Origin of the sequence: Rhodoferax sp. (genome assembly GCF_044236835.1) — a bacterium.
Taxonomy (GTDB): Bacteria; Pseudomonadota; Gammaproteobacteria; order Burkholderiales; family Burkholderiaceae_C; genus Allorhodoferax.
This window is the reverse complement of the sequence record NZ_JBIIGC010000001.1, coordinates 233,535-257,012: the sequence shown is the minus strand read 5'-3', so window position 1 is coordinate 257,012 and position 23,478 is coordinate 233,535. Positions and strand designations below refer to the sequence as shown.

23 protein-coding genes and 1 riboswitch are annotated in these 23,478 nt (G+C 61.7%); of the genes, 8 read left to right on the top strand and 15 right to left on the bottom strand.

The window, feature by feature from the left end; translation table 11 throughout:
• Positions 1 to 101 precede the first annotated feature (101 nt).
• Complete coding sequence (cphA, locus tag ACILRC_RS01195) at positions 102 to 2,279, top strand: cyanophycin synthetase (protein ID WP_395667492.1); 2,178 nt, start codon at positions 102 to 104, stop codon at positions 2,277 to 2,279.
• A gap of 7 nt (positions 2,280 to 2,286) precedes the next feature.
• Positions 2,287 to 4,857, top strand: coding sequence for a cyanophycin synthetase (gene cphA / locus ACILRC_RS01190; protein WP_395667491.1), 2,571 nt, complete (start codon positions 2,287 to 2,289; stop codon positions 4,855 to 4,857).
• A gap of 4 nt (positions 4,858 to 4,861) precedes the next feature.
• Here the strand turns inward: cphA (ACILRC_RS01190) and ACILRC_RS01185 are convergent, their stop codons facing one another.
• The 4 genes from ACILRC_RS01185 to ACILRC_RS01170 all read right to left on the bottom strand — a co-directional run bounded on the left by ACILRC_RS01185 (position 4,862) and on the right by ACILRC_RS01170 (position 7,176).
• Complete coding sequence (locus ACILRC_RS01185) at positions 4,862 to 5,896, bottom strand: NAD(P)H-dependent glycerol-3-phosphate dehydrogenase (RefSeq protein ID WP_395667490.1); 1,035 nt, start codon at positions 5,894 to 5,896, stop codon at positions 4,862 to 4,864.
• 63 nt (positions 5,897 to 5,959) lie between these two features.
• The gene (gene secB, locus ACILRC_RS01180) at positions 5,960 to 6,415 is read right to left on the bottom strand and encodes a protein-export chaperone SecB (RefSeq protein ID WP_395667489.1); all 456 of its coding nucleotides are present in this window, start codon (positions 6,413 to 6,415) and stop codon (positions 5,960 to 5,962) included.
• Positions 6,416 to 6,497: 82 nt separating this feature from the next.
• The gene (grxC, locus tag ACILRC_RS01175; protein WP_395667488.1) at positions 6,498 to 6,758 is read right to left on the bottom strand and encodes a glutaredoxin 3; all 261 of its coding nucleotides are present in this window, start codon (positions 6,756 to 6,758) and stop codon (positions 6,498 to 6,500) included.
• 10 nt (positions 6,759 to 6,768) lie between these two features.
• Complete coding sequence (locus ACILRC_RS01170; protein ID WP_395667487.1) at positions 6,769 to 7,176, bottom strand: rhodanese-like domain-containing protein; 408 nt, start codon at positions 7,174 to 7,176, stop codon at positions 6,769 to 6,771.
• 127 nt (positions 7,177 to 7,303) lie between these two features.
• Between ACILRC_RS01170 and gpmA the strand changes: the two genes are divergently transcribed.
• From gpmA to ACILRC_RS01145, 5 genes are all read left to right on the top strand, one after another.
• Entirely contained in the window at positions 7,304 to 8,047 is a 744-nt protein-coding gene (gene gpmA, locus ACILRC_RS01165) for a 2,3-diphosphoglycerate-dependent phosphoglycerate mutase (RefSeq protein ID WP_395667486.1), read from the top strand.
• 114 nt (positions 8,048 to 8,161) lie between these two features.
• Positions 8,162 to 9,604, top strand: a complete 1,443-nt coding sequence (locus tag ACILRC_RS01160) for a S41 family peptidase (protein WP_395667485.1) — start codon at positions 8,162 to 8,164, stop codon at positions 9,602 to 9,604.
• A gap of 6 nt (positions 9,605 to 9,610) precedes the next feature.
• Positions 9,611 to 10,381: a HesA/MoeB/ThiF family protein gene (locus tag ACILRC_RS01155; RefSeq protein ID WP_395667484.1), complete on the top strand. Its 771-nt coding sequence runs from the start codon at positions 9,611 to 9,613 to the stop codon at positions 10,379 to 10,381.
• Positions 10,382 to 10,403: 22 nt separating this feature from the next.
• The gene (locus tag ACILRC_RS01150; RefSeq protein WP_395667483.1) at positions 10,404 to 11,189 is read left to right on the top strand and encodes a GGDEF domain-containing protein; all 786 of its coding nucleotides are present in this window, start codon (positions 10,404 to 10,406) and stop codon (positions 11,187 to 11,189) included.
• Positions 11,189 to 12,022, top strand: coding sequence for a MinD/ParA family protein (locus tag ACILRC_RS01145; RefSeq protein ID WP_395667482.1), 834 nt, complete (start codon positions 11,189 to 11,191; stop codon positions 12,020 to 12,022). Before ACILRC_RS01150 ends, ACILRC_RS01145 begins: the two co-directional genes overlap by 1 nt.
• A 7-nt stretch (positions 12,023 to 12,029) precedes the next feature.
• Here the strand turns inward: ACILRC_RS01145 and ACILRC_RS01140 are convergent, their stop codons facing one another.
• The 6 genes from ACILRC_RS01140 to nudB form a co-directional block, all read right to left on the bottom strand.
• Positions 12,030 to 12,854: a DUF429 domain-containing protein gene (locus ACILRC_RS01140; protein ID WP_395667481.1), complete on the bottom strand. Its 825-nt coding sequence runs from the start codon at positions 12,852 to 12,854 to the stop codon at positions 12,030 to 12,032.
• A 52-nt stretch (positions 12,855 to 12,906) separates the two neighbouring features.
• Entirely contained in the window at positions 12,907 to 13,329 is a 423-nt protein-coding gene (locus tag ACILRC_RS01135; protein WP_395667480.1) for a BLUF domain-containing protein, read from the bottom strand.
• 4 nt (positions 13,330 to 13,333) lie between these two features.
• Positions 13,334 to 14,035: a GTP cyclohydrolase I gene (gene folE, locus ACILRC_RS01130; protein WP_395667479.1), complete on the bottom strand. Its 702-nt coding sequence runs from the start codon at positions 14,033 to 14,035 to the stop codon at positions 13,334 to 13,336.
• A gap of 102 nt (positions 14,036 to 14,137) precedes the next feature.
• A complete protein-coding gene (gene clsB / locus ACILRC_RS01125) occupies positions 14,138 to 15,445 on the bottom strand; it encodes a cardiolipin synthase ClsB (RefSeq protein ID WP_395667478.1) in 1,308 nt (435 codons plus the stop codon).
• Positions 15,442 to 16,185: an endonuclease/exonuclease/phosphatase family protein gene (locus ACILRC_RS01120; RefSeq protein WP_395667477.1), complete on the bottom strand. Its 744-nt coding sequence runs from the start codon at positions 16,183 to 16,185 to the stop codon at positions 15,442 to 15,444. Before ACILRC_RS01120 ends, clsB begins: the two co-directional genes overlap by 4 nt.
• Positions 16,182 to 16,682 (bottom strand): dihydroneopterin triphosphate diphosphatase, encoded by a 501-nt coding sequence (gene nudB, locus ACILRC_RS01115; RefSeq protein WP_395667476.1) that lies wholly within the window; start codon positions 16,680 to 16,682, stop codon positions 16,182 to 16,184. The genes ACILRC_RS01120 and nudB overlap by 4 nt, the downstream gene beginning before the upstream one ends.
• 99 nt (positions 16,683 to 16,781) lie before the next feature.
• A riboswitch (glycine riboswitch) is annotated at positions 16,782 to 16,884 on the top strand.
• Positions 16,885 to 17,070: 186 nt separating this feature from the next.
• Here nudB and ACILRC_RS01110 point away from each other — a divergent pair.
• Complete coding sequence (locus ACILRC_RS01110; RefSeq protein WP_395667475.1) at positions 17,071 to 18,330, top strand: D-amino acid dehydrogenase; 1,260 nt, start codon at positions 17,071 to 17,073, stop codon at positions 18,328 to 18,330.
• Positions 18,331 to 18,434: 104 nt separating this feature from the next.
• Here the strand turns inward: ACILRC_RS01110 and aspS are convergent, their stop codons facing one another.
• The 5 genes from aspS to ACILRC_RS01085 all read right to left on the bottom strand — a co-directional run bounded on the left by aspS (position 18,435) and on the right by ACILRC_RS01085 (position 23,477).
• Positions 18,435 to 20,249, bottom strand: a complete 1,815-nt coding sequence (aspS, locus tag ACILRC_RS01105; RefSeq protein ID WP_395667474.1) for an aspartate--tRNA ligase — start codon at positions 20,247 to 20,249, stop codon at positions 18,435 to 18,437.
• A 41-nt stretch (positions 20,250 to 20,290) separates the two neighbouring features.
• Positions 20,291 to 20,941, bottom strand: coding sequence for a DUF502 domain-containing protein (locus ACILRC_RS01100; RefSeq protein ID WP_395667473.1), 651 nt, complete (start codon positions 20,939 to 20,941; stop codon positions 20,291 to 20,293).
• A gap of 22 nt (positions 20,942 to 20,963) precedes the next feature.
• Positions 20,964 to 21,293 carry an FmdB family zinc ribbon protein gene (locus ACILRC_RS01095; protein ID WP_395667472.1) on the bottom strand — a complete coding sequence of 110 codons (330 nt, stop codon included), beginning with the start codon at positions 21,291 to 21,293 and terminating at the stop codon, positions 20,964 to 20,966.
• A 73-nt stretch (positions 21,294 to 21,366) separates the two neighbouring features.
• A complete protein-coding gene (ubiB, locus tag ACILRC_RS01090; RefSeq protein ID WP_395667471.1) occupies positions 21,367 to 22,932 on the bottom strand; it encodes a ubiquinone biosynthesis regulatory protein kinase UbiB in 1,566 nt (521 codons plus the stop codon).
• Positions 22,929 to 23,477, bottom strand: coding sequence for a hypothetical protein (locus ACILRC_RS01085; protein ID WP_395667470.1), 549 nt, complete (start codon positions 23,475 to 23,477; stop codon positions 22,929 to 22,931). The genes ubiB and ACILRC_RS01085 overlap by 4 nt, the downstream gene beginning before the upstream one ends.
• Between the last annotated feature and the right edge of the window lies 1 nt (position 23,478).

Genomic DNA, 23,478 nt, shown 5'->3' with positions numbered 1-23,478 from the left:
ACGCCACAAAGGCAAGGGCGCACCTTGGCTCGGTGGTCAGAGTGGGTGAGAATAGACACCGCGTCAGGTGCAGCGTTGGTGCATCGCCTCACTTAGTTCCCATGCCGGTCTTCAAAAACATCGAAATACTGCGGGTCCTTGCCCTGCGCGGCCCCAACATCTGGACCTACCGGCCAGTGATTGAAGCTTGGGTCGACATCGGCGATTTAGAGGACCACCCCTCCAACACCGTGGCCGGCTTGTACGAGCGCCTGGTGGCGATGCTGCCCAGCCTGATCGAACACCGGTGCAGCCCTGGCGTGCGCGGCGGGTTCTTGCAGCGCCTGCAGGAAGGCACCTGGGCTGCGCACATTTTGGAGCACGTGACCTTGGAGTTACAAAACCTTGCGGGCATGCGCACTGGTTTTGGCAAAGCCCGCAGCACCTCTGCGCGAGGTGTATACAAGGTGGCCTTTCGCACCCGGCAGGAAGACGTGGGGCGCGCTGCGCTGAACCTGGGGCGCGACCTGCTGATGGCAGCCATCAACAACACACCGTTTGACGTCACCAGCTCGGTAGACCAGCTGCATGCGATGGTCGACGACCTGTGCTTGGGCCCCAGCACTTCCCACATCGTGGATGCGGCCATCAGCCGCAGTATTCCCTTCATTCGCCTGAGCGAAGGCAATCTGGTGCAACTTGGCTACGGGGCGGCGCAGCGGCGGATCTGGACCGCCGAGACGGACCAGACCTCGGCTATCGCCGAAGAAATCGCCTGCGACAAGGATTTGACCAAAACGCTGCTTGAAGCATGTGGCGTGCCGGTGCCGCGCGGCGCGTTGGTGCGCAGCGCCGAAGCCGCCTGGGAAGCGGCGCAGTCAATTGGCACACCGGTGGTGGTCAAGCCACTCGACGGCAACCACGGTCGCGGCGTTTCCCTGGACCTGCGTACCGAGTCTGAAGTGCACGCCGCCTACGACCTGGCGCTGCACCAAGGCGACGCCAGCAGCGTGATTGTGGAGAAACACATCCATGGCAACGAACACCGGCTGCTGGTGGTGGACTCCAAGGTGATCGCCGCCGCCGCAGGCGATGCGCTGTGGATCGAGGGCGATGGCGTGTCCGACATCGACCAACTAGCCCGCTCGCAGATCAACACCGACCCACGCCGAGGCGAGGGGGAGAAGTTTCCACTCAACCTCGTCAAACCCAGCGAAAGCGGTGAGATCATTCTGGAACTGGAGCGCGTGGGGCTCACACCCAGGAGCGTGCCAGCACAGGGCCGCAAGGTACTGATCCAGCGAAACGGCAATGTCGCATTCGACGTCACCGACAAGGTGCACCCCAGCATCGCGCAGGCAGCCACCCTATCGGCGCGTGTAGTGGGTTTGGACATCGCGGGCATCGACATGGTGCTGCAAGACATCAGCCAGCCGCTGCAAGCCCAGGGCGGTGCGGTGGTGGAAGTCAATGCCAGCCCCGGGCTGCTGGCCCACCTGCATCCCGCCGAGGGTGAAGCGCAGCCTGTGGGGCAGGCCATCGTGTCGCACCTGTTTCGCGCAGGTCACGAAGGGCGCATCCCAGTCGTCGGCATCACTGGCACCCAGCGCGCCGGCCGGGTCGCGCGGTTAGTGGCTTGGCTCCTCCACATCAGCGGCAAGCGCGTCGGCTTGGCCTGCAGCGAAGGCATGTATCTGGGGGCCCGCCAGGTCGAGGCTGACGACTGCGCGCGCTGGGAGGCCGGCCAACGCGTGCTGATGAATCGCGCGGTGCAGGCTGCTGTCATAGAGAACCCCAGCGCACACATTCTGGGCGAAGGCTTGGCCTATGACAAATGCGCGGTCGGCTTGGTCACCGACGTGACTTGGCAACCAGCGCTGCGCGACTTTGATATCCAAGATGCCGAGCAAACCTTCAAAGTGGCCCGCACCCAAGTGGATGTGGTGCTGCCCTCGGGATGCGCGGTGCTCAATGCGGCCGATGCGCAGGCCGTCGCACTGGCCGAGCTCTGCGACGGCCGCGTCATGTTCTACGGGCTCGATGCCTCGCTCCCGGCACTGGCTGCCCACCGGGATGCGGGCGAACGCGTGGTGTTCTTGCGCGATGGTGCCATCGAACTTGCGCAAGGAGCAACGGTCTTGGCGCGGCTGCCGCTGTCCATGCTTAAGCCTGCCAAAGCGTCACAGCCGGAAATGGTCATGGCTGCGGTGGCGGTGGCATGGGCCCTCGACATTCCCTTGGAGTTCATCAGCGCAGGTCTGCGTACCTTTGACTCCAGCCCCAAGAAAACCCCGTATTGAGCACACCATGGACGTGACCCGAATCCGCGCGCTGCGCGGCCCCAACCTTTGGAGCCACCACACCGCCATTCAAGCGGTGGTGGCCTGCAACGCCGAAGAGGACGCCATCCACCGTGTGCCGGGCTTTGAAGCGCGGCTGCGTGAGCGCTTTCCAGCGCTCGGACCGCTGCAAGGGATTGGCCAAACCGACACGGTGCCTATTGCGCGCGCGCTGGAGCTTTGCGCCTTGGGTTTGCAAGCGCAGGCCGGCTGCCCGGTCACCTTTAGCTGCACCACGCCCACGGTGGACCCACAGATCTACCAAGTCGTGGTGGAGTACAGCGAAGAGGCGGTGGGGCGGCTGGCGGTGGAACTGGCGCAGGCGCTATGCGCCTCCGCGCTAGACGGCACCAACTTCGATCTTCAAGACGCGCTGGCCCGCTTGCGTGCCTTGGACGAGGATGTGCGCCTGGGGCCCAGCACCCGCTGCATCGTCGACGCCGCAGTAGCACGCGGCATCCCCTACAGCCGCATGACAGAAGGCAGCATGGTGCGCTTTGGCTGGGGCAGCAAGCAGCGGCGCATCCAGGCGGCGGAGATTGATGCCACCAGCGCGATTGCGGAGGCTATCGCCCAGGACAAACAGCTCACCAAAAAGCTGCTCGCCGCAGCCGGGGTGCCAGTACCCGCGGGGCGCACCGTGCGTGACGCCGAGGACGCGTGGGCTGCAGCCCAAGAGATCGGCCTGCCGGTGGTCGTGAAACCTCTGGACGGCAACCAAGGCAAGGGTGTGACCGTCAACATCACCAACCAAGAACAGTTGCTCAAGGCCTATGCCACTGCCAGCGAGTACCGCCGGCGAATTCTGGTGGAGCGCTACATGCCAGGCAGTGACTTTCGCTTGCTGGTCGTGGGCGACCGCTTGGTGGCAGCAGCGCGGCGCGATCCGCCCACGGTGGTGGGCGACGGCGTTCACACGGTTGCCCAGCTGGTCGACCACGTCAACCAAGACCCGCGCCGAGGCTCGGGCCACTCCACATCTCTGACCCGCATCCGCTTAGACGACATCGCGCAAGGCTGCCTCGCTGTGCAAGGCTTTGCAGCCGATTCGGTGCCACCCAAAGGGCGTCGCGTGCACTTGCGCAACAACGCCAACCTGTCTACCGGCGGCTCGGCCACCGATGTGACCGATGACGTGCACCCCGATGTGGCCGCGCGCGCGGTCGACGCAGCCCAGATGGTTGGCTTGGACATTTGTGGCGTCGACATCGTGACCGAAAGCATTTTGCGCCCCCTGGAAGAGCAAGGCGGGGGTGTGGTGGAGGTCAACGCCGCACCCGGCCTGCGAATGCACCTGGCGCCCTCATATGGCAAGGCCCGCCCGGTTGGCGAGGCGGTGGTGTCCATGCTGTTCAAGCCCGGGCAAGACGGGCGCATCCCGGTAGTTGCGGTCACAGGTACCAACGGAAAGACCACCACTGTGCGTCTCATATCCCACATCATGGCGGTGCATGGGCTGCGGGTGGGCATGACCAATACCGATGGCGTATATGTCAACGGTCAGTGCGTAGACACCGGCGACTGCAGCGGCCCCAAAAGTGCGCGCAACGTGCTGTTGCACCCTGATGTGGACGTGGCAGTACTGGAAACCGCACGCGGCGGCATCCTGCGCGAAGGCCTAGCGTTTGACCGTTGCGACGTGGCGTTGGTGACTAACATAGGTAGCGGCGACCACCTCGGGCTGAACTACATCACGACCGTAGAGGAGCTGGCCATCCTCAAACGCGTGGTGGTGCAAAACGTGGCGCCCAACGGCGTGGCAGTGCTCAATGCGGCAGATCCCAAGGTCGCACGCATGGCCACCATGACCAAGGGGTTGGTAACTTTTTTCGCAATCGATCCGCAGCACCCAGTGCTGGCGACCCACAAAGCCCAAGGCCATGCGGTGGTGTATGTGCAAGACGGCCAGATCGTGGCCAGCAAGGGCAGTTTCAGTCACCATATTGCACTCTCCAATGTGCCCATCACCCTGGGCGGCGCCATCGCCTTTCAAGTGGAAAACGTGCTTGCTTCGGTGGCTGCGGCATGGGCATTGCGCATAGAGTGGCCGACGATCGAAAAAGCCTTGGCATCGTTTTCCAACGAAGCCAACAATGCGGCCGGGCGTTTCAACCTGTTCCAGTTCCGCGGAGCCACTGTGATCGCGGACTACGGCCACAACCCGGATGCCATGGTGGCGCTGGTGCAGGCGGTGGAATCCATGCCCGCCCGTCGACGCAGCGTGGTCATCAGTGGCGCTGGCGACCGCCGCGACGAAGACATCCGTCAGCTTACCGAAGTGCTCGGCAAGGCATTTGACGAGGTGGTGCTGTTTGAAGACCAGTGCCAACGCGGGCGCAGCCACGGCGAGGTGATCGCCTTGCTGCGCCAAGGGCTGGAGCAAGCCCAGCGTACGACCAGCACATGCGAGATCTACGGAGAGTTCCTGGCAATTGACACGGCGATGGACGTGCTCAAGCCAGGCGACCTGTGCCTGATTTTGGTGGACCAAGTGGAAGAAGCGCTGGCGCACATTGCGGCCAGAATCCGCGCGCAGTAGGCCACTAGTTTGCGCCCAGGTCGGGCGCTTCGGCCTTGGGGTCACGTCCCATCAGTTCGGCCAAGGCCTGCGCGCTTTGCAAGCGTCCATCGAGCAGGGCCACCACGCAGCGGGTCACCGGCATATCGACGCCCAGGTCCTCGGCACGCTGCAGCACGGTTCGCGCGCAGTACACGCCCTCGGCTACATGGCCCAGTTCTGCGACCGCATGTTCCAAGCTGGCCCCCCGGGCCAAGGCCAACCCCACTTTGCGGTTGCGCGAAAGATCACCTGTGGCAGTTAGCACCAGGTCACCCAAGCCGCTCAGCCCTGTAAAGGTCTGGGACCGCGCGCCCAGCGCCACGCCGAGGCGCGTCATCTCTGCCAGGCCACGGGTAATGAGTGCAGCACGTGCATTGAGTCCCAACGCCAGGCCGTCACACAGGCCTGTGGCGATGGCCAGCACATTTTTCACCGCGCCGCCCACCTCGACACCCACCACATCGTCAGTGGCGTACACCCGCAGGCTGCGGCCATGAAAGGCCTGCACCAGGCTGTCGCGCACACCGGGGTCCTGGCTTGCCGCTACCAATGCCGTGGGCTGACCCAGCGCCACCTCCTGCGCGAAACTGGGGCCGCTGAGTACGCCGGCGCGCAGTGCGGGCGCCACCGACTGCTGAACCTCGTGGCCCAAGCGACCTAGGCCTCCCACGTCCAAGGGCGGTGCCTCCAAGCCTTTGCACAACCACGCCACTGGGCAGGCCTGGTCCCGCAGTCGCTCCAAGAGGACACGCAAGCCCGCCATGGGTGCTGCGAGAACGATCAGGTCTTGATCTGGCAACAAGTTGCGCAGGCCAGCTTCGCCACCTTTTGCAATGTGCATCGCATCAGGGAATACCAACCCGGGCAAGTAGCGCTGGTTCACTCGGTCGCTGGCCATGCTTTGGGCATGCGCCGTGTCGCGAGCCCACAAGGTCACGGTGTGCGCTGAACCGCCGTGGCTGGCCCGCACCGCCAGCGCTGTACCCCAAGCACCGGCGCCCAGAATTGCAATCTTCATGCGACGTTGGGAGCGCACCCAAGCGCAACGGTGCGCGCGGTTGCGCACATTGGTGCGCTGGATTTACTGAGGCAGGGCAGCACCGACGTCGCCTGCACTCTGCACCTGCTGCTGCTCGTACATCGCCTGGAAGTTGATCTCCGACAGATGCACCGGTGGAAAGCCGCCACGCTGGATCAGGTCGGCAACGTTGCCGCGCAGGTAAGGGTAAACGATTTGCGGGCAAGCAATGCCCATGATCTGGCCAAGTTGTTCTTGCGGTAGGTTGCGAATCTCAAAGATGCCTGCCTGCCGTGCCTCCACCAGGAATACGGTGCGGTCCTTCACTTTGGTTTGCACTGTGGCGGTGACGCACACCTCGTAAATGCCTTCGGCCACTGGCGCGGCTTCTACGCCAAGCTGGATGTCTACTGAAGGTTGCTCCTGCTCTAACAAAATCGCGGGGGAATTGGGCTGCTCCAGCGAGGCCTCTTTGAGGTAGACACGCTGAATCTGGAACACGGGATCTTGGTCGGCCATGGGAGGGTTCTTTCAAAGTAAAACAAAGCCCGCTTGGCCAAAGATGCAAGCGAGCCCAAACAATGCAGTCGGCGCAATTATCTCAGCGCGCTGACAACAACGGCACCAAGCCACCCCGGCTGTCGAGTGCCACCAAGTCATCGCAACCGCCCACGTGGGTTTCGCCAATGAAGATTTGCGGCACGGTGCGCCTGCCGGTGAGCTCCACCATGCGGTTGCGCTCGCCAGGGTTGAGGTCCACCCGAATCTCATCGATGTGCGCGACGCCTTTGGACTGGAGCAGCCGCTTGGCCTGAATGCAATACGGGCACGTCGCGGTGCTAAACATTTTGACGTTCTGCATGGTGCGCCACTCAAGCCTTTTCGGTGGGCAAGTTGGCGTTGCGCCAAGCGGCAAGACCACCCGCCAAGGTTTGAACCTGGGAAAAACCTAACTTCTTGGCAATCGCCACTGCGCGCCCGGAACGCGCACCGGTTCGGCATACCAAGAGCAGCGGCATGGCCTTGTTTTTCACCGCCGTTGGCAGTTTGGTCTCCAACTCTCCCAAAGGGATGTTTTTGGCGCCGACGATGTGCCCCGCCGCGAACTCGCTGAACTCGCTGACATCGACCACTGCAGCCTTTTCGCGGTTCATGAGCTGCACAGCCAATGCAGGGCTGATCCCCGTCGCCGCGGCACCCTGCAGGATGGGCCACAGGAGCATGCCGCCAGAGAGCATGGCGATCGAAATGAGCATCCAGTTGTCAACAATAAATTTCACGGTGATCCTTGATTGGGTAGGTGACCTAGGCCCGCCTGGGCGGGGTAAGTCGGGCAACATTCTAGAATGCTGCGTTGCACTTGCGTCTGGCTGCGGCGCACATCCCCCTCTGACTTGAATACCTACCATGTACAAAATCGTCCTCGTACGCCACGGCGAGTCGACCTGGAATTTAGAAAACCGTTTCACCGGCTGGACCGATGTGGACCTGACACCCACCGGCGTGGCGCAGGCCAAGGCAGCGGGCAAGCTGCTGCAATCGGAGGGTTTTGACTTTGACCTGGCCTACACCAGCGTGCTCAAGCGCGCCACCCGTACTTTGTGGCACTGCCTAGACGAAATGGACCGCACCTGGTTGCCGGTTGCGCACACCTGGCGCCTCAATGAGCGCCACTATGGCGCCTTGCAAGGTCTCAACAAGGCGGACACAGCGCAAAAGTATGGTGACGCGCAGGTGCTGCTGTGGCGGCGCAGTTACGACGTCCCACCGCCAGCCTTGGCCGCCGACGATCCCCGTTGCGAGCGCGGAGACAGGCGTTACGCCAAGCTGTCGGCACACCAGTTCCCTTTGACCGAGTGCCTGCAAGACACTGTGGCACGCGTACTACCGTTCTGGCACGAGTCAGTGGCGCCCGCCGTGCGGGCCGGCAAACGTGTGCTCATTGCCGCACATGGCAACTCCATCCGTGCGTTAATCAAATACTTGGACCAGATTGCGCCGGCAGATATCGTTGAACTGAACATCCCTAATGGCATACCACTGGTGTATGAGCTGGACGCCGATCTGCGTCCCCTGAGGCATTACTACCTCGGCGACGCGCAGGCGGCAGCGTCTGCCGCCGCTGCCGTCGCAGCACAGAGCAAAGCCTGATGGCATCCTCATGGCCGTGGCGGCCCATGCGGACCAATACCCCGCCTCGACGGTAGCGCAGCCAGCAAGGTTTCCAAGGTGTATATTGATTCGCTTACACAGGCAGCACAAAGTATGGGTCACAAATTAAGAATCACCGGCTGGATCGCACTCGGTGTCATGGCGGGTTCGCTGACAACGGTTTCATTGCAGACCTTTGCGCGGGGGACAGTGGCACCGCTGCCACTTGAAGAGTTGCAGCAACTTGCCGTGGCGTTCAGCATCATCAAAAGCGATTATGTGGAGCCTGTCGATGAGAAGAAACTCATTACCGCCGCCATCTCGGGCATGGTATCCAGCCTCGATCCACACTCCCAATACTTCGACAAGAAGTCCTTCAAGGAGTTTCAGGAAAACATCTCCGGAAAGTTCGTTGGAGTCGGAATAGAAATCACCCAGGAAGACGGTCTGGTCAAAGTGGTTTCCCCCATTGAGGGCTCGCCAGCGTTTCGTGCCGGTCTCAAGCCCAACGACCTGATCACCAAGATTGACGACACACCTGTCAAGGGTTTGCCGCTGAACGAGGCGGTCAAGCGCATGCGGGGCGAGCCGGCCACGCGGGTGCTATTGACCGTTTTTCGCAAGTCGGAGAACCGCACATTTCCGGTCACGATCATTCGCGAAGAAATCAAGCAGCAATCGGTGCGAGGCAAGTTGGTCGAGCCGGGTTATGCCTGGGTACGTGTAAGCCAGTTCCAAGAGCGCACTGTCGAAGACTTCGCCAAGAAGCTCAATGAGTTGTACAAACAAGACCCGGACCTCAAAGGACTGGTGCTGGACCTGCGCAACGACCCGGGCGGTTTGCTCAACGCCGCAGTGGCCATTTCAGCTGTGTTTCTGCCAGAGGACGTGACGGTGGTGTCCACCAAGGGACAGACTCTGGGCAGCCAGCAACTGGTCAAGGCCACGCCCAAAAACTACCAGAACGTTTTGGGTAGCGAGCTGGTTGGGTCACTACCGGCAGCATTCAAAACATTGCCACTGGTTGTGCTGGTCAACGAGGGGTCTGCCTCGGCCAGCGAAATCGTTGCCGGCGCACTGCAAGACCACAAGCGAGCCACCATCATGGGCAGCCAAACCTTTGGCAAGGGTTCGGTGCAGGCACCACGTGATCTCGGGGGCGACTCTGGCACGGGTATGAAGATCACGATCTCGCGCTACTACACGCCGCTGGGCCGCTCCATCCAGGCCAAGGGTATTGTTCCTGATGTGCTGGTCGATGAGACCGCGGAAGGTAGCCCGTTTGCCGTCCTTCGCATGCGTGAGGCAGACTTAGAAAAGCACCTCGGTAACGGCCAAGGCGACGAAAAGAAGGACGCCGCGCGGGAAAAGGCACGCGAAGAGGCCATCAAGCGCCTAGAGGAAGAGTCCCGTAAACCGGTCGCCGAACGCCGTGCGCCCGAATTTGGCTCGGACAAGGACTTTCAGCTTGCCCAAGCGCTCAACCAACTCAAAGGCAAGCCGGTGCTCGTGAGCAAAACCCAAGTCGAGCGCGAGGAACAGAAAAAGGAAGAGTAGCGCACCATGCAGGACGCCCAACTGATGCGCTACTCGCGCCACATCCTGCTTAACGACATCGGCATCGAAGGACAGCAACGCATTCGAGACGCACATGCATTGATCATTGGCGCAGGCGGGCTGGGATCGCCACTGGCGATGTACTTGGCTTGCGCAGGGATTGGACACCTCACGGTGCTCGACCACGACACGGTCGATCTGACCAACCTGCAGCGCCAGATCGCCCACCGCACCGAATCCATTGGCCAGCCCAAGGTGCAGTCGCTGCAACACACCCTGCAGTCCCTCAACCCCGATGTCGAACTGACGACCTTGCAGACCCGGGCCGACGCGCAAGTACTGGACGCCTTGGTGCCGCACGTCGATATCGTGTTCGATTGCAGTGACAACTTTCAAACCCGCCACGCGGTCAACGCCGCCTGTGTACACCACACCAAACCCTTGGTCTCGGGCGCGGCGGTCCAGTTTGATTGCCAGATCAGCGTCTACGACACCCGAACGCCGCACGCGCCCTGTTATGCCTGCGCTTTCCCACCGACGGTGACGGTACAAGAGCAGCATTGCGCCACGCTGGGAGTGTTTGCACCGCTGGTCGGAATCATCGGTGCCATGCAGGCGGCCGAGGGCTTGAAGCTTGTCGCCCATGTGGGAAGCAGTTTGCAGGGTCGTTTGCTCATGCTCGATGGCCGAGCAATGCAGTGGACCGAGATTGTGCTACCGCGCGATCCGCATTGCTCAGTATGTGCTAGCCACCGTGGTCTTGCTGTTAGACTTTAAGCAACATAAAGTCAGTTCCATCGTGGCGTCTCCCTCCTCTGTTCCTCCCCTCGACTTTGAACAGTTGCGCCTGGATGATGCGCGCGCACTATTGAGTCGGGACAGCGCACTTCCACTGCCCACACCCGGCCACTCCACCACCGCGTACCTGCAGGCCGTTATCGACGGACTCTGCGAGCTCTCACTGAAGGACCCTTTGAGCGGCCTTGCCAACCGCAGGCACTTCCGCAACGTATTGGACCGCACGATTGAGGTCGTGGCGCGGTCTGGCGAACCTGCCTTGCTGTTGATGCTCGACATTGATCACTTCAAGAAGGTAAATGACACCTATGGCCACAGCGTGGGCGACCTCGTGCTGCAGACCGTGGCCACTGCACTGGGTAAATGCGTGCGCCCGATGGACACCCTGGCGCGATACGGTGGTGAAGAGTTTGCGGTGATCTTGCCCAACTGCCATACCTATTTTGGCCAGACCATTGCCGAGCGCATTCGTCAAACCATTGAGCAAATGCCCATTACTGTGGCGCCCGGCGTGGAGATCCATGTCACAGTCAGCATCGGGGGTGCGTATGCACCTGAATGGGTGCGCTCCACTGGCGCTCTATGGACGGAGCGTGCAGACACGCAGCTCTACCGCGCCAAGACCGAAGGGCGCAACCGCGTGTTCCTCGATTACCAGCAAGAAATCGTGGTGAGTGCCGAAGAAAAAAATATGCTGTTTGGGCATCTGGCGCTGGGTGACCCCGCCTGGATCGAAAACCCGACGGGTGACTCGCCCTCGGGCAGTGCAATGCAGAGAGTGAACTGATGTCAGACCTTACCCCTACGCCCGCAGCGGCCGCAGGCACCCCGACCGTGCCCTTGAAGCCCCTTGGCAAAGTGGTTGCGGTCACCAGCGGCAAAGGTGGCGTCGGCAAGACCTTCGTGTCTGCCAACCTAGCCGCTGCACTGTCACGGCGTGGACTTCGGGTGCTAGTGCTGGATGCAGACCTGGGCTTGGCCAACCTGGACGTGGTGCTCAACCTGTACCCCAAAGTCACGCTGCACGACGTGTTCACCGGAAAAGCCAAAATGGAAGACGCAATCGTGAAGGCGCCTGGCGGCTTCTCGGTGTTGCTTGCGGGCTCTGGCATGGTCGAATACTCGCGCTTAACCCCTGAGGTGCGCGATGATTTTCTGCGCATCATGGGTGGCCTGGTACCGCACTACGACATCGTATTGTTGGACACCGGCGCAGGCATTTCGGACGTGGTGCTGTTTGCGGTTTCGCTTGCTTCCGAGGTGATTGTGGTGGCAACACCGGAGCCGACGTCGCTGACCGACGCCTACGCCACTATCAAGGTGTTGGTGGGCCAGCAAAAACGACAGACGATTCGCATGCTGGTCAACCAAACGGCGCGCCTTGGCGACGGGCGCGCGATCACGGTACAGCTGCAGCAGGTGCTGGATCGATTTGTCAGCTCTGAGCCGGGCCGGCCGATCAAGCTTGTCCACCTGGGCGATATTCCCGCCGATCCGTCGGTACGCCAAGCGATCATGCGCAGACAGCTACTCATCCAGTCCACGCCTGGCTCGCCGGCGGCGATGGCGGTGACCCAGATCGCACAAAAAATCGAAGAAACCGTGCTCCCACGGATTTGATCGTCGGCTAGGCCGTCACGATCCAACCTTCTAAAGGGTCCAGATCTGCAGGCAAGCCATACATAGGCGCACCCTGTTGGTGTTGGCGCAAGCCCCAAGCGGCTTGCAGCAGGCACAGAACTGCGTCGAGAGCATCACCTGCCGCGTCGGCAACTACATGGTCGCGCTGGGCATGACTCACTTTCAGGCGCAAGCCCAGCCGAGACTGCCCGAGTTCCAACCCGTTGAGCAAGTCCTTGCGGGCCAGCAAGCGCTGGGGCGTGTGCTTTGCTTTGTCGTCGCTTTTGTAGCTGCGGCTGCCCAGCAGCTCACGCGCAAGCAAGCCCGGATAGGCCTCCAGTGCCACCTTGCGCGAACCAGGCTCGGGTGGATGTAAACCCGGCAAGTACACGTCCGCATCCAGCAGGCGGGGGACACCCGCGTGCAACATAAAGGCTACTGGCGGATTCACCCATTTCATCGAAGGACTGGACTTGGCAAGCAGGTCGGTGGCACGGTGCGCGAACTTAGCGCCCACTGGCCGCGCATTGCAGAACGCCGCAAAGCGCTCGCGAATCTCTGCTCGGGATAGGCCTGCGTAGTGGCGCATGCAGTCAGCCCAGTCCAGAGGCCAACCCAAGGTCTGCACCAACTGACGCGGCAGGCCAAAAGGCAAATCGAAACCACCCACCCAGTCGCCTGGCTGCGCCATGGCGTGCGAGAACGCATCCAGTGTTTCAAGCCGCTCCAGCCGCGCAAGCGTCACTCGGGTTCCTTCCATCGCACCCCAAGCAAGCACGATCGATTTGCGGCGCGAGGGGCTACTGGAAAAATCGCAACCCAGGAGTTGCATCAGCGCTGCAAAAAAGCCACCACGCCACTGGGCGGCCTGCGGCGAAGAGGTGTCACGCCCGGCCGATGATGGATGCCGTGGCCATCAGCTCTTCGAGCAAGGCCAGCGATACGCGGCCCGATACCGCATAGGGGTCCAACTCGGGCTTTTCGGCGTACTTCAGCAGGATGCTGGTGTTGATTTTGGACATGTTGACCTGGCCCATGGTCCAACCTCCAAAACGGCGCTCGGTGATTTCTTCGTAGTGCAATAACACCACGTCCTTGTGGCGCGGGTCTTTCTGGATGTGACCGTACAACTCGCTCACCGCCATGCGTCCACCCTCGATGGCCTGCAGGAAGATGCCGCCGCCGTAGCACAAGATGCCGGTGATCCCACAGGTGGGGTTGTACTGGCGGGACTGGCTCAAGATCTCATCGATCGAGGTGCACGCAGGGTCTATCGCGCGACTGGCATAAAGCAAACGGACCAACATGACATCAGCCTTTCTTGGGAATCAGGGACAAGAACTCGCGACGCAAATTGGCGTCTTTGAGAAAGACGCCGCGCATGACCGAGTTGATCATCTTGCTGTCCATGTCCTTCACGCCGCGCCACGACATGCAAAAGTGGCTGGCCTCCATCACGATGGCCAGTCCATCGGGCTGGGTTTTTTCCTGGATCAGGTCGGCCAGTTGCACCACGGCTTCCTCTTGGATTTGGGGGCGACCCATGATCCACTCGGCCAGGCGCGCGTACTTGGACAGGCCGATCACATTGGTGTGCTCGTTGGGCATGACGCCAATCCAAATCTGCCCAATCACCGGGCAAAAGTGGTGGCTGCAGGCGCTGCGCACGGTGATGGGGCCGACGATCATCAACTCGTTGAGGTGCTCGGCGTTGGGGAACTCAGTGATGTTGGGCGCTGGCACATAGCGGCCGCGAAACACTTCATTGAGGTACATCTTGGCCACCCGGCGCGCGGTGCTGCCGGTGTTGTGGTCGTTCTCGGTGTCGATGACCAGGCTGCTCAAGACGCCCTTCATTTTTTCCTCGACCTCGTCAAGCAGCAACTCCAGCTCGCCGGGCTCAATGAACTGCGAGATGTTGTCGTTGGCGTTGAATCGCTTGCGCGACGCGGCGATGCGCTCGCGAATTTTGACGGAAACCGGAGTTCCCTCGTCGACGGCTGTGGGGTGCATTCGGCAGTGGCTAATCGTTGGGGTCGGGCCATATTACCAGCGTTCACCCGCTGCAGTGATGGCCCTACAAGGGGTCCACGGCAGCGCGCGTACCGGTTGCGCTCAGTAGTCGGTGCCAGTCAAAAACAGCGTGGCGCGCATCACCCAGTACCCGAGCACATCCTTAGCCCGCTGTCGCCAAGGGCGCCGCTCAAAGGCATTGCGCTCCAGCGGCAAGCTCTTGTCGGTGATGGCCTCGCGCAGACGCGCGAGCAAGGTCTGGGCAAACACTGCGTCGTGCACCACTACATTGGCCTCGCGTGCGAGCAGCAGGCTCAAGGGGTCCAGATTGGACGAACCCACGGTGGCCCACTTGCCATCGATCACTGCCACCTTGGCATGCAAGAAGCCCGCTTGGTACTCGTGGATCTCCACACCTGCTGCCAACAAGATGTTGTAGTAAGGCTTAGCCGCGTGAAACTGCATGAAGTATTCGTAGCGCCCTTGCAGCAGCAACTGCACCCGCACCCCCCGCCGCGCTGCGTGTACCAGCGCGCGGCGCAACTTGGCACCAGGAACGAAGTAGGCGTTGGCAATGACCACCTCCTCTTTGGCGTGCGCAATCGCTTGGCGGTAAGCCCGCTCAATGCGCGAGCGGTTGCGCAGGTTGTCGCGCAACACCAGCGCAGCACCAGCGCCGTGGACCACGCTATGGACCCCACTTTGGGCGACCGCCTGCCCACCGGTCGGCTGATCAGCACCGTGGCCCACTGCCTGTCCACCCGCACTACGCGACGCTTGAGGATCAGGCGCAGCGTGGTCCACCGCGCTGGGGTCGCTGCAAGCGCGGGGCGTCGCCGACGAGGGTGGTTTAGGCGCAGCGCCCACCCAACCGGCACCCAAGCGCCCACTGAGCTCCAAACGGCGCCAGAGCTGCTCCATCGTTGCCTGCGCGTCGCCCACCAACGGGCCGGTGACCCGCACCGCAAAATCCAAGCGCGGCAGTGGCTGAACGCCATGGTCAAATTCGAAATGGTCGTCGAGTATGTTGATGCCACCGCAGAGCAGGACACTGCCATCGACCACACACAGCTTGCGGTGCAGGCGCCGCCAGCGCCCCGGAATCAGCAAGCCCAACGTACCCAGCGGGGAAAACTGGTGCCATCGCACGCCCGCTGCACGAAGGCGTTGCAGATCCTGCAAGGGCGCGGAAGGCGTGCCGATACCGTCCACCACCACATACACCGCCACGCCGCGCAAAGCCGCGCGCTCCAAGGCTGCCGCCACTGCCGAGCCCACGCTGTCGAACAAGAAAATGTAGGTCTCCAGCCGCACCTCGGTCCGGCTGCCATCGATGGCAGTCACCAACGACGGAAAAAACTCCGCGCCACACTGCAACAGCTCCACCGTATGGCCACGCCGCAGGCTCATTGCGCCCTCGCTGGCAAATCAAACTCTGCGATCAATGGCAGGTGGTCAGACATGCGCCACCAGATGCGGCCCTGTGGCACTTCCAAGCCCACCGGGACCAAGCCACGCGCATACACGCAGTCCAGTTGCACCAGCGGGAGGCGCGAAGGAAACGTCGGGAAGCTTGCACTGGTGATCGCGCGCAAGCCTGCGCTTGCCAAGGCCCGCGGCACCACCGTTCCCCAGTCGTTGAAGTCGCCCGCCACCAGCACAGGCGCTTGGTGCGGAACCTCGCGACCGATAAATGATTTGAGTTGCGCCAATTGGCGTATTCGGCTGGCACGGATCAGGCCCAGATGGACCACGATGACATGCACCGCCTGCCCGTGCATCTGTACCACGCAGTGCAACAGGCCACGCTGCTCGAAACGGTGGTCCGACATGTCTTCGTGCTGGTGGGTCACCACCGGCCAGCGTGACAGCATGGCGTTTCCGTGCTCGCCGTGGCGGGTGAATGCGTTGGTTCGGTAAACCGCCTCGTACCCGGGTGGTGCCAAAAAGTCGGCCTGCGGCAGGTCCGGCCAGTGGGCGAAGTGCCGCGCCTCGCGTTTATGGAGTTTGCGTACCTCTTGTAGGCAGACGATATCTGCATCAAATTGCTCTACCGCGTGACCCAGGTTGTGTATCTCCAGCCTCCTGCTTGGGCCCAGGCCTTGCACACCTTTGTGGATGTTGTAGGTAGCCACCCGCACACGATTCATGTTGCACCCCGGTTCGCACGAATCGCACCTGCTACGAAGCGGGGCAACTGCAAAATCGCCTCGGCGTTGGACGGCGAGAAGCACCGCTCGGCGGCCTCTTGGTAGCCCAGCCACACGTGGTTGGTGTGCTCCGCAGCATGCAGTGTCACCGGGCACACGGCGGGTACCGTCAAGCCCAATACCCGCTCCGTGTTGTGGGTCACACCTGGCGCGTAGCGGTGCAGCCAACGGGGGTAAATGGTGTACACGTTTTCAAGCTGCCAATCCTCCAAATGCGCAGCCAAGGGCGTGCCGCTACGGCAGTCAATGCCGGTTTCTTCCCAGACCTCGCGCGCGGCGGTCTCCTGCCAAGGTTCATCGGGGTGGTCCTTGCTACCGGTCACCGACTGCCAGAACGCCGTCTCGCCAACGTCTGCGCGGCGCAGCAGCAGCACCTCGAGCGTCGGCGTGTGGACCACCACCAGCACCGACTGCGGAATTTTGAAATGGGTTGTCATGCGAGATGATTGTGCATCCCGCAAGCGTGGCACAATCGTTTTGGTCCCAGCGTGCTGTGGGACCTTATCAAACTGGCCCAACGCTGCTTGCAGTGCTGGTCAGTGGCGTGGGGAGAGACTGCACAGACCACCCCTGGTGTGCTGCAGCGCCGAAGGAGCAACCGCCCCGGAAACTCTCAGGCAAAAGGACCGACGCCATTTTTGATCTCTGAAGAGCTTGCTGGAGTTTGCGTCGTCCAGCGCACCGAAGGAGCAAACCGGGCACCGCCCTTGCGGCAGTGCGCGGCGAATCTCTCAGGTTCCAAACAGAGGGGGCGTTCGATCCGCGTGCTTGACTGGATGCCGGACGGACCTCCTCCTACTTTGGCGCCTAGGAAAGCTCTCTCACATGAAAACCATTGCAGTCGTCGGCGGCGGCATCACTGGCGTCACCAGCGCGTACGCGCTGGCCCAACGTGGCTTTGCAGTCACGCTCTTCGAAAAACACCGCTACTCGGCGATGGAAACCTCCTTCGCCAACGGCGGCCAGCTCTCTGCTTCCAACGCCGAGGTCTGGAACCACCCGGCCACCATCCTCAAAGGTTTGCGCTGGATGCTGAAGGCGGATGCACCGCTGTTGGTCAACCCCAAACCGAGCTGGCACAAGCTATCGTGGTTTGCCGAGTTCGTTCGCCACATTCCGCTCTACGAGCGCAACACCGTGGCCACCACGGCGCTGGCGATTGCCGCGCGCGAGCATCTGTTTGCCTGGGCCCAGCGCGAACACATCGACTTTGACCTCAAGACGCGGGGCATTCTGCATATCTACCGCAGCAAGGCAGGCTTTGAGCATGCGGGCAAGGTGTCGCAACTGCTCGCCCAAGGTGGACTCGAGCGCCGCGGAGTAACACCATCCGAGATGCGCGCCATCGAACCCACGTTGGCGGGCGATTTTTACGGCGGCTACTTCACACCCAGCGACGCCACAGGCGATATCCACCAATTCACCACCGGCCTGGCCACAGCAGCGCAGCGCTTGGGCGTGGAGTGCCTGTTCGAACGCGATGTGCAATCGGTGACCCACCAGGCCGGACGAATCACCATCCGCACCGCGCACGCAGGGCAAAGCGAAACCAGGTTGTTTGATGCAGTGGTGGTATGCGCGGGCACTGCCAGCCGGGCCATCGCGGCGGGCTTGGGCGACCGGCTCAACGTGTACCCGGTCAAGGGCTACTCCATCACGGTGCAACTGAACGACGCACCAAGCCGCGCTAGCGCACCAACAGTGAGTTTGCTCGACGACGAAACCAAACTGGTCAGCAGCCGGCTGGGCGAGCACCGGCTGCGGGTGGCAGGCACGGCGGAGTTCAACGGCTACAACCGCGATATTCGGGCGGACCGCATCCAGCCCCTGACCGATTGGGTCGCGCAGTGCTTCCCTGGCGTTCGCACCGAGAACGTGGTGCCCTGGGCCGGCCTGCGGCCCATGATGCCCGACATGATGCCGCGCGTCGGCCCTGGCAAATCGCCCTGCGTCTTCTACAACACCGGGCACGGCCACCTGGGTTGGACCCTGTGCGCGATCACTGCGGAGATGGTTGCCGACGCGGTACAAGGCAGTCCTGCACGTGCGGTATCAGTACCCATCCTGCGCCAGCGCACCGTCTGAGCGGCACGCAACCACGAACCATGTAGGTAAGGGCCTGCCAAGAACCAAGCAAAGGTTCTTGGCGGGCGATCAACGCCACTTAGGCTGTACGCGGACTCGGCCGCTCACGCGGTCTTGGCGGGGTCTAGATTGCGCAAGCGGATATGCAGCTCACGCAGTTGCTTCTCGTCCACGGGGGACGGCGCTTGAGTGAGCAGGCACTGTGCGCGCTGGGTCTTGGGAAACGCAATCACATCGCGGATGGATTCGGCCCCGGTCATCAGGGTGACGATACGGTCCAAGCCGAAGGCCAAACCGCCGTGCGGCGGTGCGCCGTATTGCAGGGCGTCGAGCAGAAAGCCGAACTTGAGTTGCGCTTCCTCGGGGCTGATCTTGAGCGCATCGAACACTTTTTTCTGCACCTCAGCGCGGTGGATACGCACTGAACCGCCACCCATTTCCCAACCGTTAAGGACCATGTCATATCCCTGGGAGATGCACTTTTCGGGGGCGGTGACCATCCAGTCCTCGTGGCCCTCTTTGGGCGCGGTGAAGGGGTGGTGCACTGCGGTGTAGCGCAGGTTCTCTTCATCGAACTCAAACATCGGAAAGTCAACCACCCACAGGGGGCGCCAGCCAGCGGTAAACAAGCCGTTCTTGCGGCCAAACTCGCTGTGGCCGATCTTGATGCGCAGTGCTCCAATGGCGTCGTTGACGACCTTTTCTTTGTCTGCACCAAAGAAAATCAGATCGCCGTTCTGTGCTCCGGTGCGCTCCAAAACCGCAGCCAGCGCAGCGTCGTGGATGTTCTTGACAATGGGGCTTTGCAAACCATCGCGCCCCTTGGCCAGGTCGTTGACGCGGATGTAGGCCAGGCCCTTGGCACCGTAAATCTTGACGAACTCGGTATAGGCGTCGATCTCGCCGCGGCTGATACCGCCCGTTTCGCTGGAACCACCGGGTACCCGCAAGGCCACCACGCGCCCGCCCTTCATCGTGGCCGCGCCGGAAAACACCTTGAAGTCCACGTCCTTCATCACGTCAGTGAGCTCTGCAAACTCCAGGTTCACCCGCAGGTCAGGCTTGTCTGAGCCGAAGAGGCGCATGGCGTCTTGGTACGTCATGACAGGAAACGCGCCCAAGTCCACGCCGATGGTGTTCTTGAACACCGTGGTGATCATGCCCTGGAACATCGCGCGGATTTCCTCCTCGGAGAGAAAGGACGTTTCGATATCGATCTGGGTGAACTCGGGCTGGCGGTCGGCGCGCAGGTCTTCGTCGCGGAAGCACTTGGTGATCTGGTAGTAGCGGTCAAATCCCGACACCATGAGCAGCTGCTTAAACAACTGCGGAGATTGGGGCAGCGCGAAGAATTGGCCGTCGTGCACCCTGCTGGGCACCAAGTAATCACGTGCGCCCTCGGGCGTGCTCTTGGTGAGCATGGGCGTCTCAATATCGACAAAACCGTGGGCATCCAGAAACTTGCGCACCTCCATGGACACGCGGTAGCGCAGCATGAGGTTGTTTTGCATGTAGGGGCGGCGCAAGTCGAGCACCCGATGGGTTAGGCGGGTGGTTTCCGACAGGTTGTCGTCGTCGAGCTGGAACGGCGGCGTCACCGAGGGGTTGAGTACGGTCAGCGTGTGGCACAACACTTCGACTTTGCCGCTCTTGAGGTTCTCGTTGGAAGTGCCCTCGGGACGCAAACGCACCACACCTTGGATTTGCACGCAGTACTCGTTACGAATGCCTTCGGCCACCTTGAACATATCAGCGCGGTCTGGGTCGCAGACCACTTGCACATAGCCTTCTCGGTCGCGCAGGTCCACAAAGATCACACCGCCATGGTCGCGGCGGCGGTTGACCCAGCCACACAAGGAAACGGATTGCCCTAGCAGGGCTTCGGTCACAAGACCACAGTAATGGGAGCGCATGGCCATAGAGAGCTTTCGGAGGCTGCGCGCGGCAGCGGTTGCAAAAATCAGGGTTTGGGTTTTTGAAGCGTTGCGGCAGGCAAGGACGGCGCCACCGAGCCCATGGAGATCACGTAGGTGAGGGCCTCATCCACGCTCATCTGGAGTTCGATCACGTCAGAGCGTGGAAGCATCAGAAAAAAGCCGCTCGTGGGATTGGGCGTGGTGGGCACATACACGCTGACAAAGTCCGCGCCCAAGTGGTTTTGCACCTCCCCGCCAGGTACGCCGGTCTGAAAAGCTATGGTCCAACTGCCAGCGCGCGGGTACTGCACTAACAGCGCAGTGCGAAAGGCGTTGCCGTTGCTGGAGAACAGCGTGTCCGACACCTTTTTGACACTGTTGTAGATCGACTTGACGATCGGGATGTTGGTAAACAAGCGGTCCCATTGGCGAATCCACCAGCGTCCGGCCACGTTAGAAACCAAGGCGCCAGTCACCAGCATCACCGACACGACGAGCACCACGCCCAAGCCCGGAATGTTGCGCAGCTTCTCAGACCAGACCGTGATGGCCACGGGTGCGACCGAGTTGATCACCGACAGCAAGCCACCAAAGACTGCATCGAGCGCCCCCACCAACCACAGGAGCACCCAGATGGTGATGGCCAAGGGCAGCCACACCATCAGGCCGGTCAGCAGGTATTTTTTGAATGGCATGGTCGGTCCGGTGGTGGGGCGCTCAACTGGCTGCGGGGATATCGGCTTTTGGCGGGGTTGCACTGCCGGCGCTGGAGCTTGCGCTGGTGAATGCGGCCTCGGTTGCGGAGGCTGGCGTGGTTGCGGCAGGCGATGCGTTGGAATCGGTGGGTGCTGCACTGGGGGCGCCAGAGCCCTTGAAATCGGTTGCGTACCAGCCGGCACCTTTGAGCTGAAATCCCGCTGCCGTCACTTGCTTCTTGAATGCCGGCTGCGCGCACGACGGGCAGTCCACCAAGGGCGCATCGGAAAGCTTTTGCAGCACATCCTTGGCGAACCCACAGGAGTCACATTTGTAAGCGTAGATGGGCATAAGTGTTGGTTTCAGCGAGACTTGGGCGCCGCCGTAGCGTCCATCAGCAAAGCCCACAATTATAGGCCGGGGCCTAAAACAAGCCGACCCGCACCACGACCTGCATGAGCACCATCCCCAGCGCAAACCCAAACAACACATAGACCAAGCTTTGCAGTAAGCGGTTGGTGCGGCGCTGCTCGGCCAACAGCTCGGCGGTCAAGGCGTCGGACGGGTTGCCTCTGCGTTGAAGGTACTGGTGCAACAAGATAGGCAAGTCGGGCAGCAGCTTGGCATAACGTGGGGCCTGGGCCTTGAGTTGTTCTACCAAGCGTTGAGGGCCAACTTGGCCGATCATCCATTGCTCCAAAAACGGCTTGGCCGTGGCCCACAGGTCCAAGTCGGGGTCCAGGTCCCGACCCAAACCTTCGATGTTGAGCAAGGTCTTTTGCAGCAGCACCAGTTGCGGCTGGATCTCGACTTGAAAACGGCGAGAGGTTTGAAACAAACGCATCAGCACCAGCCCAAGCGAAATTTCCTTCAAGGGCCGGTCAAAGTAGGGCTCACACACCGCGCGCACCGCGGCCTCCAACTCGTCAACGCGGGTGGCCGCAGGTACCCAGCCGGACTCGATATGTAACTCCGCCACGCGCTTGTAGTCGCGCCGAAAAAAGGCAGCAAAGTTCTGTGCCAAGTACTCCTTGTCCACCTCGGTCAGCGTGCCCACAATGCCGAAGTCCAGGGAGATGTAGCGGCCAAAGGTCTGCGGATCCAGGCTGACCTGGATGTTGCCCGGGTGCATGTCCGCGTGGAAAAAGCCGTCGCGAAAAACTTGGGTAAAAAACAGGGTCACACCGTCTCGGGCCAGCTTCGGAATGTCCACCCCAGCCTGGCGCAGCCGCTCCACTTGGCTGATGGGCACGCCATGCATGCGCTCCATAACCAAGACCTCGGTGGTGCAGTAATCCCACAGCATCTCTGGAATCAGCACCAGATCCAGGCCCTGCATGTTGCGGCGCAGCTGAGCGGCGCTGGAGGCCTCTTTGATGAGGTCGAGCTCGTCATGCAAGTACTTGTCGAACTCGGCCACCACTTCGCGCGGCTTGAGCCGCTTGCCGTCCACCGACAAGCTGTCAAGCCATCCGGCCATCATGCGCATCAAGTTGAGGTCTTTGTCGATGGCCGACAGCATGCCTGGGCGCAGTACCTTGACGGCCACATCACGCAGCCGACCACTGCGGTCACGCACCACCGCAAAATGAACTTGGGCGATGGACGCGCTAGCCACCGGCTCTCGCTCAAAGGATTCAAATATCTCGGCCAACGGCTTGCGCAGTGCGCGCTCAATGGTGGCCACCGCCAAGCCAGAAGAAAACGGAGGCACGCGGTCTTGCAGCTTGGCTAGCTCATCTGCAATATCGAGCGGCAGCAAATCGCGCCGGGTCGAGAGAACCTGGCCGAACTTGACGAAGATCGGGCCCAAACGCTCTAGCGCCTGGCGCAGCCGCTGGCCGCGCGGTGCGTCTAGATTGCGTCCCAGCGAGACAACACGGGCAACGCCCCGCAGCCAGCGCGACTTGAAGCTATCGAGCAGCAGCGCGTCCAGGCCATACCGCAATACGACCCAGACGATAAAAATGCCGCGGGACAGGCGGCTCATGGGCCGGAGCCCGTGGCAGGCCCGCTGCCCCGCTGCGCCCCCACAAACTGACGCAGCGCCCGCGCCACCGTGCTGGCCGCATCGACCACCAAATGCGCTGGCGCATCGCCCAGCACACGCGACAAGTCTTCTTCAATGTCCCAGCGAACGTGGTCAACCAACCAGTTGATTTCCGCCGCCAACTGCACATCGCCGGCAACCCGCACCGGCGGCTTCTTCCCGTCCAGCAGTGTTTGCGCCAGCGCCCAAGGCGAGTCCTCGGCAATGAACAGTTGCAGGTCCGCGTTGACCACCTCGGCCGCCAGGTCCAACAGGCCCGCTGGCGTCACTATCACGCCAAACTTGAACTCTCGCCACTGCGCCAGCACGGTCTGTCCCTTATGACGAACCAGGCGTTCCATCGCCACCGGCTCTTGCATCAAGATGTGGTTGACCAGCAGCAGGATGCGCCGGTGCGATTCCTGCACCGCCCAAGTCGGCGGCAGGGGCAGTCTGCCACTCTGAAAAAAAGCCTCGACAAAAGAAAATGGGGACTGTGTTGCCATA

What these genes read in the sequence shown, in the direction of transcription:
- ACILRC_RS01160 (WP_395667485.1), top strand. Translation starts at nt 8,162, where the DNA reads ATGGGTCACAAATTAAGAATCACCGGCTGGATCGCACTCGGTGTCATG.
- ACILRC_RS01095 (WP_395667472.1), bottom strand. Translation starts at nt 21,293, where the DNA reads ATGCCCATCTACGCTTACAAATGTGACTCCTGTGGGTTCGCCAAGGAT.
- clsB (WP_395667478.1), bottom strand. Translation starts at nt 15,445, where the DNA reads ATGAGCCTGCGGCGTGGCCATACGGTGGAGCTGTTGCAGTGTGGCGCG.
- gpmA (WP_395667486.1), top strand. Translation starts at nt 7,304, where the DNA reads ATGTACAAAATCGTCCTCGTACGCCACGGCGAGTCGACCTGGAATTTA.
- ACILRC_RS01185 (WP_395667490.1), bottom strand. Translation starts at nt 5,896, where the DNA reads ATGAAGATTGCAATTCTGGGCGCCGGTGCTTGGGGTACAGCGCTGGCG.
- ACILRC_RS01100 (WP_395667473.1), bottom strand. Translation starts at nt 20,941, where the DNA reads ATGCCATTCAAAAAATACCTGCTGACCGGCCTGATGGTGTGGCTGCCC.
- ACILRC_RS01110 (WP_395667475.1), top strand. Translation starts at nt 17,071, where the DNA reads ATGAAAACCATTGCAGTCGTCGGCGGCGGCATCACTGGCGTCACCAGC.
- aspS (WP_395667474.1), bottom strand. Translation starts at nt 20,249, where the DNA reads ATGGCCATGCGCTCCCATTACTGTGGTCTTGTGACCGAAGCCCTGCTA.
- ACILRC_RS01085 (WP_395667470.1), bottom strand. Translation starts at nt 23,477, where the DNA reads ATGGCAACACAGTCCCCATTTTCTTTTGTCGAGGCTTTTTTTCAGAGT.
- cphA (WP_395667492.1), top strand. Translation starts at nt 102, where the DNA reads ATGCCGGTCTTCAAAAACATCGAAATACTGCGGGTCCTTGCCCTGCGC.
- ACILRC_RS01120 (WP_395667477.1), bottom strand. Translation starts at nt 16,185, where the DNA reads ATGAATCGTGTGCGGGTGGCTACCTACAACATCCACAAAGGTGTGCAA.
- ACILRC_RS01155 (WP_395667484.1), top strand. Translation starts at nt 9,611, where the DNA reads ATGCAGGACGCCCAACTGATGCGCTACTCGCGCCACATCCTGCTTAAC.
- ACILRC_RS01145 (WP_395667482.1), top strand. Translation starts at nt 11,189, where the DNA reads ATGTCAGACCTTACCCCTACGCCCGCAGCGGCCGCAGGCACCCCGACC.
- ubiB (WP_395667471.1), bottom strand. Translation starts at nt 22,932, where the DNA reads ATGAGCCGCCTGTCCCGCGGCATTTTTATCGTCTGGGTCGTATTGCGG.
- secB (WP_395667489.1), bottom strand. Translation starts at nt 6,415, where the DNA reads ATGGCCGACCAAGATCCCGTGTTCCAGATTCAGCGTGTCTACCTCAAA.
- nudB (WP_395667476.1), bottom strand. Translation starts at nt 16,682, where the DNA reads ATGACAACCCATTTCAAAATTCCGCAGTCGGTGCTGGTGGTGGTCCAC.
- ACILRC_RS01135 (WP_395667480.1), bottom strand. Translation starts at nt 13,329, where the DNA reads ATGTTGGTCCGTTTGCTTTATGCCAGTCGCGCGATAGACCCTGCGTGC.
- ACILRC_RS01140 (WP_395667481.1), bottom strand. Translation starts at nt 12,854, where the DNA reads ATGCAACTCCTGGGTTGCGATTTTTCCAGTAGCCCCTCGCGCCGCAAA.
- cphA (WP_395667491.1), top strand. Translation starts at nt 2,287, where the DNA reads ATGGACGTGACCCGAATCCGCGCGCTGCGCGGCCCCAACCTTTGGAGC.
- grxC (WP_395667488.1), bottom strand. Translation starts at nt 6,758, where the DNA reads ATGCAGAACGTCAAAATGTTTAGCACCGCGACGTGCCCGTATTGCATT.
- folE (WP_395667479.1), bottom strand. Translation starts at nt 14,035, where the DNA reads ATGCACCCCACAGCCGTCGACGAGGGAACTCCGGTTTCCGTCAAAATT.